This is a genomic window from Serratia sp. BIGb0234 (assembly GCF_024809915.1).
In the GTDB taxonomy this organism is placed as follows: Bacteria; Pseudomonadota; Gammaproteobacteria; order Enterobacterales; family Enterobacteriaceae; genus Serratia; species Serratia liquefaciens.
In genome coordinates, this window is the sequence record NZ_JANUEI010000007.1 from 227,045 (window position 1) to 238,157 (window position 11,113).

The 11,113-nt window shown below is 52.9% G+C and carries 15 protein-coding genes; 9 read left to right on the forward strand and 6 right to left on the reverse strand.

What is annotated here, in order from left to right; genetic code table 11:
* The first annotated feature begins 34 nt into the window (after positions 1-34).
* The 4 genes from rplQ (at position 35) to M2407_RS21975 (ending at position 1,667) form a co-directional block, all read left to right on the forward strand.
* Positions 35-424, forward strand: a complete 390-nt coding sequence (rplQ, locus tag M2407_RS21960; RefSeq protein WP_004929726.1) for a 50S ribosomal protein L17 — start codon at positions 35-37, stop codon at positions 422-424.
* Positions 425-570: 146 nt separating this feature from the next.
* Positions 571-945, forward strand: coding sequence for a DUF1992 domain-containing protein (locus tag M2407_RS21965; RefSeq protein ID WP_259219769.1), 375 nt, complete (start codon positions 571-573; stop codon positions 943-945).
* Entirely contained in the window at positions 945-1,376 is a 432-nt protein-coding gene (gene zntR / locus M2407_RS21970; RefSeq protein WP_020837229.1) for a Zn(2+)-responsive transcriptional regulator, read from the forward strand. The genes M2407_RS21965 and zntR overlap by 1 nt, the downstream gene beginning before the upstream one ends.
* A gap of 84 nt (positions 1,377-1,460) precedes the next feature.
* Positions 1,461-1,667: an alternative ribosome-rescue factor A gene (locus M2407_RS21975; protein WP_020837228.1), complete on the forward strand. Its 207-nt coding sequence runs from the start codon at positions 1,461-1,463 to the stop codon at positions 1,665-1,667.
* Positions 1,668-1,724: 57 nt separating this feature from the next.
* On the opposite strand, the gene mscL is transcribed toward M2407_RS21975, so the two are convergent.
* From mscL to def, 5 genes are all read right to left on the reverse strand, one after another.
* Positions 1,725-2,141 carry a large-conductance mechanosensitive channel protein MscL gene (gene mscL / locus M2407_RS21980; RefSeq protein WP_020837227.1) on the reverse strand — a complete coding sequence of 139 codons (417 nt, stop codon included), beginning with the start codon at positions 2,139-2,141 and terminating at the stop codon, positions 1,725-1,727.
* Between the two features lie 145 nt (positions 2,142-2,286).
* Entirely contained in the window at positions 2,287-3,663 is a 1,377-nt protein-coding gene (trkA, locus tag M2407_RS21985; RefSeq protein ID WP_020837226.1) for a Trk system potassium transporter TrkA, read from the reverse strand.
* Between the two features lie 77 nt (positions 3,664-3,740).
* Positions 3,741-5,030: a 16S rRNA (cytosine(967)-C(5))-methyltransferase RsmB gene (gene rsmB, locus M2407_RS21990; protein WP_259219772.1), complete on the reverse strand. Its 1,290-nt coding sequence runs from the start codon at positions 5,028-5,030 to the stop codon at positions 3,741-3,743.
* A 73-nt stretch (positions 5,031-5,103) separates the two neighbouring features.
* Positions 5,104-6,048: a methionyl-tRNA formyltransferase gene (gene fmt, locus M2407_RS21995; RefSeq protein ID WP_259219773.1), complete on the reverse strand. Its 945-nt coding sequence runs from the start codon at positions 6,046-6,048 to the stop codon at positions 5,104-5,106.
* Positions 6,049-6,065: 17 nt separating this feature from the next.
* Positions 6,066-6,575: a peptide deformylase gene (def, locus tag M2407_RS22000; protein ID WP_020837223.1), complete on the reverse strand. Its 510-nt coding sequence runs from the start codon at positions 6,573-6,575 to the stop codon at positions 6,066-6,068.
* 133 nt (positions 6,576-6,708) lie between these two features.
* On the opposite strand from def, the gene dprA reads away from it, so the two are divergent.
* From dprA to aroE, 5 genes are read left to right on the forward strand one after another with little or no spacing between them, the layout of a single operon-like run.
* Positions 6,709-7,830, forward strand: coding sequence for a DNA-protecting protein DprA (gene dprA / locus M2407_RS22005; protein ID WP_259219774.1), 1,122 nt, complete (start codon positions 6,709-6,711; stop codon positions 7,828-7,830).
* Complete coding sequence (gene smg / locus M2407_RS22010; RefSeq protein ID WP_046372501.1) at positions 7,802-8,275, forward strand: DUF494 family protein Smg; 474 nt, start codon at positions 7,802-7,804, stop codon at positions 8,273-8,275. Before dprA ends, smg begins: the two co-directional genes overlap by 29 nt.
* A 25-nt stretch (positions 8,276-8,300) precedes the next feature.
* The gene (locus tag M2407_RS22015) at positions 8,301-8,846 is read left to right on the forward strand and encodes a type I DNA topoisomerase (RefSeq protein WP_020837220.1); all 546 of its coding nucleotides are present in this window, start codon (positions 8,301-8,303) and stop codon (positions 8,844-8,846) included.
* Positions 8,847-8,853: 7 nt separating this feature from the next.
* On the forward strand, positions 8,854-9,423 hold the full coding sequence (gene tsaC / locus M2407_RS22020; protein WP_234530914.1) for an L-threonylcarbamoyladenylate synthase type 1 TsaC: 570 nt from the start codon (positions 8,854-8,856) through the stop codon (positions 9,421-9,423).
* An 11-nt stretch (positions 9,424-9,434) separates the two neighbouring features.
* Positions 9,435-10,253 (forward strand): shikimate dehydrogenase, encoded by an 819-nt coding sequence (gene aroE / locus M2407_RS22025; RefSeq protein ID WP_129983964.1) that lies wholly within the window; start codon positions 9,435-9,437, stop codon positions 10,251-10,253.
* A 37-nt stretch (positions 10,254-10,290) separates the two neighbouring features.
* Here aroE and M2407_RS22030 read toward each other — a convergent pair whose 3' ends face one another.
* Positions 10,291-10,833, reverse strand: a complete 543-nt coding sequence (locus M2407_RS22030; protein WP_020837217.1) for a gamma carbonic anhydrase family protein — start codon at positions 10,831-10,833, stop codon at positions 10,291-10,293.
* Positions 10,834-11,113: the final 280 nt, after the last annotated feature.

Below are 11,113 nucleotides of genomic sequence, written 5' to 3' on the forward strand. Positions count from 1 at the left end.
CACAGGTTAAGGTTTTACTGAGAAGGATAAGGTCATGCGCCATCGTAAGAGTGGTCGTCAACTGAACCGTAACAGCAGCCATCGCCAGGCTATGTTCCGTAACATGGCCGGCTCTTTGGTTCGTCATGAGATCATCAAGACGACCTTGCCAAAAGCGAAAGAGCTGCGTCGCGTTGTTGAGCCGCTGATTACTCTTGCCAAGACCGACAGCGTAGCTAATCGTCGTCTGGCATTCGCCCGTACTCGTGATAACGAGATCGTGGCAAAACTGTTTAACGAGCTGGGCCCGCGTTTCGCGAGCCGTGCCGGTGGTTACACTCGCATTCTGAAGTGTGGCTTCCGCGCAGGCGACAACGCGCCGATGGCATACATCGAGCTGGTTGATCGTGCTGAGTCTCAAGCAGAAGTAGCAACTGCAGAGTAATCTGTAGACGCGTAAAAAAACCGGGCTTGCCCGGTTTTTTTACGTCCATAATCAGCCAAACGTGCGTTCTTTCCCCGCCAGGCTTAAGATCCCCCTCCCTATCCGCTATGCTAACGCTATTCATTAGTCAGTTGAGAGAGTATGTTATGTGGCTACTTGATCTGTGGGCGGAGCGCCATATTCTTGATGCGCAGGCGAAAGGTGAGTTAGATAACTTGCCCGGCCAGGGGCAGCCTCTAGAGTTGGATGATGACAGTGCCGTGCCCGCTGAATTGCGAACAGGTTTTCGCCTGCTAAAAAATGCTGGCTATCTACCTGCTGAGCTCGAAGATCGTAAAGAGGCTTTGAACATTGCCCGTTTGCTACAGGGAATTGATAGCGAACATCCAGACTATGCCGAACTTGGCAAGCGAATGGCCCTGTTGGAACATCGTCTTCGTCAGGCTGGAATGAGCACAGATTTTTTACACGGTGAATATCACAGAGCATTGAGCAGCAAATTTTCGCCGGAGGAAGAGTGATGTTTAAGATAGGGCAACTGGCAAAACTTGCCGATGTGACGCCGGATACCGTGCGTTATTACGAGAAGCAGGGAATGATGGATCATAACATTCGTACCGAAGGCGGCTATCGCTTGTACAGCGATCAAGACCTGCAGCGGTTGCGCTTTATCCGTTATGCCAAGCAGCTCGGTTTTACGCTGGAAACCATTGCTGAACTGCTGTCGATCCGTGTCGATCCTGAGCATCATACCTGCCAGGAATCGAAGTCGATCGTCGATGCGCGTCTGAGCGAAGTCGAGAACAAGCTTAAGGAATTAACGCGGATGCGTGAGTCGCTAAAGCGCCTTAGTGATGCCTGCTGCGGAAGCGCACATACCAGCAATTATTGCTCGATTCTGGAAGCGCTGGAACAGGGCGCCAGCGATGAAAAAGTGAAAAAGGGTGCCTGACAGGCTTGCCGGCCCTTTAATTTTTATACTGCTGGCAGTATTATCTTCTCGTTTTATAACCATAGACAAACAAGGTGAATTACCATGACTCAATACCGACATACTAAAGGTAAGATCCAGGACAATGCCATTGAGGCACTGTTGCATGATCCACTATTTCGCCAACGGGTAGAGAAAAATACCAAAGGGAAAGGCAGCTACCGGCGTAAAGACAAACACGCAAAAGGCGGTAATTGGGAGGCCAGTGGCAAACTATCAAATGATAATTTACCACTGGCCTTCTGGTTTTAAGGCATTAAAAAAGCCATCTGATTTAGATGGCTTTTTATTAGCGCAGGATTAACTGATTTACAGTTTTGGTTGCTGCTGATGACTGAGTAAATCGCGAATTTCAGTCAGAAGCTTCTCTTCTGCAGTTGGCACAGGTGGTGCGGCTGGCGCTTCTTCCTGTTTGCGACGTACTTTGTTCATTAACTTAATTGCCAGGAAAATAGCAAAGGCAACAATAACAAAATCAAAAACAGTTTGAATGAATGAACCGTAGTTCATCACTACTGCAGGCACTGCGCCCTGAGCTTCGCGTAACACCAGGTGGAACTGTTTGAAGTCAACGCCGCCGATCAGTAAACCCAGCGGTGGCATGATGATATCTGCAACGAAAGACGATACGATCTTGCCGAATGCTGCACCGATAATCACACCGACTGCCAAATCAACCACGTTGCCACGCATGGCAAACTCACGAAACTCTTTCATCATACTCATAGAACGCACCCCTTGCAGAATTAATAACTCAAGTTTAACAAAGCAATTTCCCTTTGCCACAATAAGCAGAGAAAAGTTTTTATCTCTTCTTACCCACGGCAACGAATATCAACCTGATTATAGACCATGGGACAATTAATTCGTTCTACAGGAAGAACGGACTTGGTTGGAACAAACGTTCAACGTCAGGAACGAACTTTTTATCGGTAATAAACATAATGACGTGATCGCCCTGTTCGATTTTGCTGCTGCCGTTGGCGATAATTACGTCATCACCGCGGACAATGGCGCCAATGGTTGTGCCCGGCGGTAATTTAATATCTTCAACGATACGCCCAACTACTTTTGAGGTGCTCTCATCACCGTGTGCAATCGCTTCAATGGCCTCTGCCACGCCGCGCCGTAGCGATGAAACACTGACGATATCTGCTTTACGTACGTGGCCCAGCAGCGCTGAGATTGTTGCTTGCTGTGGGGAAATGGCAATGTCGATGACGCTGCCTTGTACCAGGTCAACATAGGCACGACGCTGAATTAACACCATCACCTTTTTGGCGCCCATGCGTTTGGCGAGCATGGCAGACATGATGTTGGCTTCGTCATCATTGGTGATAGCGATAAAAACATCTACCTGATCAACATGTTCTTCCGCCAATAACTCCTGGTCAGAGGCATCGCCATAGAACACGATGGTGTCATGCAGCTGTTCGGCCAGCTCCGTGGCGCGTTGCTGATTACGTTCGATCAGCTTCACGTTGTAGGATTTCTCCAAGCGCTGCGCCAGGCCAGCACCGACGTTACCGCCGCCGACAATCATGATTCGTTTATAAGGTTTTTCCAGCCGTTGTAGCTCACTCATTACCGCACGGATATGCTGTGAAGCCGCAACAAAGAACACTTCGTCTCCGGCTTCGATAATTGTAGAGCCCTGTGGGCGGATCGGCCGATCCTGACGGAATATAGCGGCAACGCGGGTATCGATATGCGGCATATGCTCACGCATAGAAGACAGGGCATTACCCACCAACGGGCCGCCGTAATAGGCTTTTACTGCAGCGATACTGACTTTGCCTTCTGCAAAGTTCACCACCTGCAATGCTCCAGGGTATTCAATTAATTTATAGATATAATCGATAACCAGCTGTTCAGGCGAGATCAAATGGTCGATTGGCACCGCTTCAGGTTGAAACAGTTTCTCTGATTCACGGATATATTCAGGCGCGCGGATACGGGCGATTCGGTTCGGCGTATTAAACAGCGAATAGGCAATCTGACAGGCAATCATGTTGGTTTCGTCAGAGTTAGTGACCGCAACCAGCATGTCGGCATCTTCTGCGCCTGCTTCTCGCAGTACGCGTGGATGGGAACCGTAGCCCTGAACAACCCGCAGGTCGAACTTATCCTGCAGCTGACGCAGACGGCCAGAGTCGGTATCCACGACGGTAATGTCGTTGTTTTCGCCCACCAGGTTTTCCGCCAGTGTTCCACCAACCTGACCGGCACCAAGAATAATTATTTTCATTCGCTTCTCTGCTTCACACTGAAACCGCTGAAGGTTTTCTGAAAGGGCGCAACAGCCGCGCCCTGAATACTGAATAGCTACATTTTAATCAGCTTAGCGTAAAAGAAGCCATCTCCATCCTCCGGATGGGGAAGATTCTGTCGGCCAGGCTGCTGTTCATCGCCGGTTTCAACCAGACGGGCTTCGGGATGGCGCTGGAGGAAGGCGGTAATCTGCTCCGCGTTCTCTGCCGGCAAAATTGAGCAGGTAGCGTATACCAGCACACCGCCCTTTTTGAGATGTGGCCAAATAGCTTCGATAATCTCGGCCTGCAGCGCAGCCAGTTCAGCGATGTCACTATCGCGACGCAACCATTTGATATCCGGATGACGGCGGATCACACCCGTGGCAGAGCACGGTGCATCCAGCAAAATGCGATCGAATTGCTTATCACCACACCAGTCTTGCGGTGTACGTCCATCGCCTTGCTTGACCTCGGCGTGTAAACGCAGGCGTTGCAGGTTTTCTTTGACTCGACTCAGGCGTTGCTCATCGATATCGACCGCCATGACATGAGCTTTGGGCGCAGCTTCCAGAATATGCGTGGTTTTGCCGCCGGGAGCCGCACACAAATCGAGGATCTGTTCTCCGTCTTGCGGATCCAGCAGATCGACACAACCCTGAGCGGAAGCATCCTGCACGGTAACCCAGCCGTCGGCAAATCCCGGCAGGTCGGTAACGGCGCATGGCGCCAGCAGGCGTATTGCATCGCGATATTCGGTATGGGGTTCGGCTGCAATACCCGCCTGCGCCATCAGCTGCAAATAATCTTCACGGGTGTGATGAAGTCGGCTGACACGCAGCCACATCGGTGGTTTCTGATTATTGGCATCGACGATTTGTTCCCACTGCGCGGGGTAGGCTTGCTGGATACGTTTCAAAAGCCAGCTTGGATGCAGATAGCGGCTGTCATTATTGGCAGCGCGTTGCAGCAACTCTTCCTGCTGTCGTTGGAACTGGCGCAATACACCGTTGATCAGCCCTTTAAGCTGCGGCCGTTTCAGCGCGACGGCGCCTTCTACCGTTTCCGCCAGCACTGCATGAGCTGGGATGCGGGTATACAGCAGTTGGTACAGGCCGACCATCAGCAGATAGTGCAGCGTGCGCTGTTTGCCGGTCATTGGCTTGGCCATCAATTGCTGAATACACCATTCCAACTGCGGCAGCACGCGCAGGGTGCCGAAGCATAACTCCTGCAGCAGAGCGCGATCTTTGTCAGAAATGGATTTTTGCAGTGGCGGCAAGACAGTACTGAGAGACTGGCCCTGATCCAGCACCTGGCCGATGGCTTTGGCTGCGATGCTTCGGAGATTGTAGTTGTTTTTCATAGGCTAAAGCGGGTAGCGATCGGCATTAAGAAAGAAACAGCCCGGCGATTATCGGCCGGGCAGTGAGGGCGGCTTATAACCGGTTACCCGGTGTAAACCATTCACGACGTGAGTTCAGCAGATCCTGTGCCGACATGGGTTTTTTGCCCGCTGGCTGCAGCTGAGTCAGGTTAAGGATACCCTCGGCGGTAGCAACCTGAATGCCGTGTTTGTCGGCATGAACGACGGTGCCGGGTTCCGCATTGGCGTTTTGTTCCAACACCGTGGCTTGCCACACTTTTACCGGCTGATCGTCAATGGTGAAATAGCTGACTGGCCACGGGTTAAAGGCGCGGATGCAGCGTTCTAGCTGCACGGCTGACAAGCTCCAGTCGAGGCGAGCTTCTTCTTTGCTCAGCTTCTCGGCGTAGGTGACCAGCGATTCATCCTGCACTTCACGTTTGGCAGAACCTTCAGCCATTTGCTGCAGCGTGGTCAACATGCCCTGCGGGCCGAGCTGCGCCAGTTTGTCATACAGACTGGCACTGGTGTCATCGGCTTCAATCGGGCAGGCGATTTTGTACATCATATCGCCGGTGTCAAGACCTACGTCCATTTGCATGATGGTGACGCCAGTTTCGTTATCGCCGGCCCAGAGTGAACGCTGGATCGGCGCGGCGCCACGCCAGCGTGGCAGCAGGGAACCGTGGACGTTGATGCAGCCAAGTCGCGGCATATCCAGCACCGCTTTCGGCAAGATCAGCCCATAAGCCACGACGACCATCACATCGGCGTTGAGATCGGCCACCAGGTGCTGGTTTTCTTCCGGGCGCAGTGATTTTGGCTGAAATACCGGTAACTGATGCTGCTCGGCCAAAACCTTGACCGGGCTTGGCGTCAGCTTGTTACCGCGGCCGGCAGGGCGGTCAGGCTGAGTGAAAACCCCGACAATCTGGTGCCCAGATGACAACAGCGCGTCAAGGTGACGCGCTGCGAAGTCTGGAGTTCCGGCGAAAATAATCCGTAAAGAGTCAGACACGTTGATTTCCTGATCGGTTAGGCGCGCGCGTTAAACTTGGCCAGTTTTTCCAGTTTCTGGCGGATACGCTGGCGCTTGAGTGGCGACAGGTAATCGACGAACAGTTTGCCAACCAGGTGATCCATCTCGTGCTGAATACAGATGGCCAGCAGATCGTCGGCTTCCAGCTCAAAAGGCTTGCCGTCGCGATCCAGCGCTCTGATTTTCACGTTAGCGGCGCGCGGAACTAAAGCACGCTGCTCAGGAATGGAAAGGCAACCTTCCTCGATCCCGGTTTCGCCGCTTTTTTCCAGCAGCTCCGGGTTGATCAGCACCAGGCGCTGATCGCGGTTTTCAGAAACGTCAATGACGATAATGCGCTGATGGATATCCACCTGTGTCGCAGCCAGGCCAATGCCTTCCTCTGCGTACATGGTTTCAAACATATCATCCACGATGCGCTGGATATTCGCATTGACTTCTTTTACCGGGGCCGCAACTTTGCGCAGCCGGTCGTCTGGGTAATGTAATACCTGCAATACTGACATATATCTTGAGATCTGTATCCGAGTGATAAACGAGGTTTAGCTTCTATTCTAGACATTTCCCGGCCTGATTGACAGCATTGCGCACCAATTGCTCGAATTGGTAATACCACCATTTTTTGCGAGGGAACAGGCGATGCAGGCACAGGAAATCGGCTTACGGATGCGCGGAGTCACTGGGCTTGGCACAGCGCAGGCCAGCCAGATAATACGGCAGTTGGTCTGGGCCGGTGGAGAACCTTCCCGCTTGCTGCATGACCTGGGGCTGAATGCCCGACAGCAGGCGCAGTTTCGCCAGGCGGATCCGCGTTATCTGGCTGCCACGCTTGCCTGGCTGGAACAGCCAGACCATTTTCTGTGGATCTACGGTGAGAGCGGCTATCCAGAGCGGTTGCTTCATATCGACGATGCCCCTTTGCTGCTGCTGGTCAAAGGCAACCCGGAAGCGGTGCAGCAGCCGCAAATCGCTATGGTCGGCAGCCGCCAGTTTAGCCACTATGGTGAGCACTGGGGCAATTACTTTACCACCGGTCTGGTTCACTGTGGGTTTACCATCACCAGCGGGTTGGCTCTTGGCATTGATAGCGTCTGCCATCGTGCAGCACTTGCGGCGGAAGGACATACGGTTGCCGTTCTGGGAAGTGGCCTGGCCAATATCTATCCGCGCCGACATCGCCGTCTGGCCGAAGAGATCGCTGATAGTGGCGGGGCTTTGCTCTCAGAATATTTGGTCACCGATTTGCCGATGCCGGACCATTTCCCACGCCGTAACCGCATCATCAGTGGGTTAAGTCTGGGCGTGGTGGTAGTTGAAGCCTCTCTGCGCAGCGGGACGCTGATTACTGCCCGCTGTGCGCTTGATCAGGGACGTGAGGTTTTCGCTTTACCCGGTGCGCTGGGTAACCCAATGAGTGAGGGTACACACTGGCTGATCCAACAGGGTGCTTATCTGGTTACCGGGCCGAAAGAGATCGCGGAACAGCTGGGAAGCGGCCTGCATTGGCTGTCGTTGAACGAAAATACAACTATTTGTGCGTCAGAAGCCGAAGTTGAATTGCCATTTGCCGATGTGTTGGCTAACGTAGGAGATGAGGTGACACCTGTTGACGTCGTCGCTGAACGTGCCGGCCAACCTGTGCCAGAGGTAGTAATCAAATTACTCGATCTGGAGTTAGCAGGGTGGATCGCAGCTGTACCCGGCGGCTATGTCCGAATAAGGAGGGCAGGCCATGTTCGACGTACTGATGTACTTGTTTGAAACTTATATCCACAATGAACCAGAGATGCGCGTCGATCAGGATCAACTGACTGATGATCTCGCTCAGGCGGGGTTTGATCGGGATGATATCTACAACGCGTTGAATTGGCTAGAAAAACTCGCTGACCTGCAGGAAGGCGAAAATGCGCCGTATTTTATGGATGCCGATCCGCTGGCCATGCGGATTTACACCGAAGAAGAAGGCGTGCGTTTGGATGCCAGTTGCCGTGGTTTCCTCCTGTTCCTGGAGCAGATTCAGGTATTGAACCTCGAAACCCGTGAAATGGTTATCGATCGTGTTATGGCTTTGGATAATACGGAATTCGATCTCGAAGATCTGAAATGGGTAGTGCTGATGGTGCTGTTTAATATCCCTGGGTATGAAAGCGCCTATCAGCAAATGGAAGAACTGTTATTTGAAGTAAACGAAGGTTATCTGCACTGAGCCGATAATATCTATAGAAGAAGTTATGACAAAAGCCGCGATTTTTGCCGCCAGGCAAAATGAACCCTGTCCGGAATGTGGGGCCGAATTGGTGATCCGCAGTGGTCGCCACGGCCCTTTTCTCGGCTGTTCCCGTTATCCTGAGTGCCAACATATTCGACCGCTAAAAGCGCAGGCCGATGGGCACATCGTCAAGATGTTGGACGGGCAGGAATGCCCCAAATGCCAGGCGACGCTGGCATTGCGCCAGGGCCGTTACGGTATGTTTATCGGTTGCAGCAACTATCCGGAGTGCGATCACACCGAAGTCATCGATAAACCGGACGAAACCAGCATCAGCTGCCCGCAGTGTGGTCAGGGCAAACTGCTGCAGCGTAAATCACGCTATGGTAAGGTTTTCCACGCCTGCGATCGCTACCCTGAATGTCAGTTTGTCCTCAATTTTAAACCCGTCGCCGGTGAGTGCGAGTACTGCCACTACCCGCTGCTGATGGAAAAGCGTTCGGCAAAAGGCCCAGTCCTTTGCTGTGCCAGTAAGCTTTGCGGAAAACCCGTAGCAACCACAGAATAATGACGCCATGAACTCAGATACCACTCCTCTCTTTACACCCATTATTGACGCGCTGCATCTTCAGCAGGTTATCGCTTACCCTACAGAAGCCGTATTTGGCTTAGGGTGCGATCCTGACAGTGAACAAGCGGTAAATGCATTGCTGGCCCTCAAACAGCGGCCTTGGGAAAAGGGACTGATCCTGATCGCTGCCGATTATGCGCAGTTAGCACCTTATATAGATGACAGTGCACTCAGCGAGCGGCAGCGGGCTGCCATTTTTGCCAGTTGGCCCGGTCCGGTCACCTGGGTGATACCTGCTCGTCCGGAAACGTCGCGCTTGTTGACCGGCCGTTTCAACTCTCTGGCGGTACGTGTCAGCGATCATCCACTGGTTCAGCAGCTTTGCCGAGGATTCGGGAAACCGCTGGTCTCGACCAGCGCCAACCTCAGCGGGCAAGAGCCTTGCCGCAGCGCCGAGGAAGTGCAGAAGCAGTTTGGCGTCGCTTTCCCGGTGTTAGCCGGCAGCGTTGGTGGCCGCCTTAATCCTTCAGAAATCAGAGATGCCCTGACCGGCGAACAGATCCGTCAAGGCTAGAGGTAATGTGAATGGAGAAGTTTGCGGTATTCGGTAATCCTATCAGCCACAGTAAATCACCGCGCATTCATGCGTTGTTTGCCGCTCAAACTGGCATAGAACATCCCTATGGTACGGTGTTGGCACCGCTGGACGGTTTCGAAACGGCGCTGCAAGCGTTCATTCACGCTGGTGGTCAGGGGGCGAACGTCACAGTACCTTTTAAAGAGCATGCCTACGAGGCTGCGTCTGAATTGAGCGAGCGTGCCTCGTTGGCCGGAGCGGTCAATACGCTCAAGGTGCTGCCGGACGGTGGGTTGCTGGGTGACAATACGGACGGGATCGGCCTGCTGACCGATCTGGAACGCCAAGGGCTGATCAAACCAAAGGATCGCATTTTGCTGGTGGGGGCGGGGGGCGCAGCACGGGGCGTGATCTTGCCGCTGTTGTCTTTTGGTTGTGAGATGACGATCACCAACCGCACTTTCAGTCGTGCGCAAATGCTGGCAGAAAGTTTTCAGCATCTCGGTGAAATCACCGCCTTGCCTCTGGATCAACTCGATCAACAACAATTTGATTTAGTGATCAACGCTACGGCGTCCGGGATCAGCGGCGAGATCCCGGCATTGCCGGTTGGCACTATCACTGGCAACACGCGCTGTTATGACATGTTTTATCAGCAGGGTTTAACGCCGTTTCTGACCTGGGCACAGCAACAGGGTGCTACAGAATATGCTGACGGATTAGGGATGCTGGTGGGGCAGGCCGCGCATGCGTTCCTGTTGTGGCACGGCGTGATGCCGGAGATAGAACCAGTACTACGTCAACTGCGCCACGAGTTGGCGGCATAACCTTGTGCCCGTTCTCTTGCCAGGGAACGGGCGTTTGTCAGATGTCTTCAGACAAATATTCGTCTTTCCAACGTACATAGTTAGTAGAAGAGTAGAGCAGCCCTTCCAACTCAGCTGCAGTCAATGGCCTAATCTGACGTGCCGGACTTCCCATATAAAGATAACCGCTCGCCAGACGTTTACCCGGAGCCACCAGGCTGCCGGCACCAATCATCACATCATCTTCTATTACTGCACCATCCAGCAGGATCGATCCCATCCCTACCAATACCCGGTTGCCTATGGCGCAACCGTGCAGCATGGCTTTGTGGCCTACGGTCACGTCTTCCCCGATCAACAGCGGGTAACCTTCTGGGTTATGTTCGGACTTATGAGTCACGTGCAGCACGCTGCCATCCTGAATATTACTGCGCGGACCGATCTTTACCGCGTTGACATCGCCGCGGATGGCAACCAGCGGCCAGATACTGACGTCATCGGCCAGCTCAACGTTGCCGATCACCACGCTGGAAGGGTCGATCATTACGCGTTGACCCAGTTTTGGAGAGTAATGAAGATAAGAACGCACTGCATCGGACATGGTAATAGCCTCACGTCGGGATCATATTTACCGGCAATACTAGACGTTGGCGGTGGAATTACAACCAACTGAAGCTACGGATCTTAAGGAAAATGGCGCTGATCGCGCAAGATCCGCCCGAAAGGGCTGAAAAGTGCGCAAACGGAAAGAAAAGATCAAAAAAGGGGTTGTGCAAAAAACTCGGATCCCTATAATGCGCCTCCATCGACACGGAACATGTGAACAACTTCACAGAGTCTCCGGGGTTCGAAGAGAAAAAATCCTGAAATTTAGGGGTTGA

What these genes read in the sequence shown, in the direction of transcription:
- def (WP_020837223.1), bottom strand. Translation starts at nt 6,575, where the DNA reads ATGTCAGTATTGCAGGTATTACATTACCCAGACGACCGGCTGCGCAAA.
- aroE (WP_129983964.1), top strand. Translation starts at nt 9,435, where the DNA reads ATGGAGAAGTTTGCGGTATTCGGTAATCCTATCAGCCACAGTAAATCA.
- rsmB (WP_259219772.1), bottom strand. Translation starts at nt 5,030, where the DNA reads ATGAAAAACAACTACAATCTCCGAAGCATCGCAGCCAAAGCCATCGGC.
- M2407_RS21965 (WP_259219769.1), top strand. Translation starts at nt 571, where the DNA reads ATGTGGCTACTTGATCTGTGGGCGGAGCGCCATATTCTTGATGCGCAG.
- rplQ (WP_004929726.1), top strand. Translation starts at nt 35, where the DNA reads ATGCGCCATCGTAAGAGTGGTCGTCAACTGAACCGTAACAGCAGCCAT.
- M2407_RS21975 (WP_020837228.1), top strand. Translation starts at nt 1,461, where the DNA reads ATGACTCAATACCGACATACTAAAGGTAAGATCCAGGACAATGCCATT.
- trkA (WP_020837226.1), bottom strand. Translation starts at nt 3,663, where the DNA reads ATGAAAATAATTATTCTTGGTGCCGGTCAGGTTGGTGGAACACTGGCG.
- tsaC (WP_234530914.1), top strand. Translation starts at nt 8,854, where the DNA reads ATGAACTCAGATACCACTCCTCTCTTTACACCCATTATTGACGCGCTG.
- mscL (WP_020837227.1), bottom strand. Translation starts at nt 2,141, where the DNA reads ATGAGTATGATGAAAGAGTTTCGTGAGTTTGCCATGCGTGGCAACGTG.
- M2407_RS22015 (WP_020837220.1), top strand. Translation starts at nt 8,301, where the DNA reads ATGACAAAAGCCGCGATTTTTGCCGCCAGGCAAAATGAACCCTGTCCG.
- M2407_RS22030 (WP_020837217.1), bottom strand. Translation starts at nt 10,833, where the DNA reads ATGTCCGATGCAGTGCGTTCTTATCTTCATTACTCTCCAAAACTGGGT.
- zntR (WP_020837229.1), top strand. Translation starts at nt 945, where the DNA reads ATGTTTAAGATAGGGCAACTGGCAAAACTTGCCGATGTGACGCCGGAT.
- smg (WP_046372501.1), top strand. Translation starts at nt 7,802, where the DNA reads ATGTTCGACGTACTGATGTACTTGTTTGAAACTTATATCCACAATGAA.
- dprA (WP_259219774.1), top strand. Translation starts at nt 6,709, where the DNA reads ATGCAGGCACAGGAAATCGGCTTACGGATGCGCGGAGTCACTGGGCTT.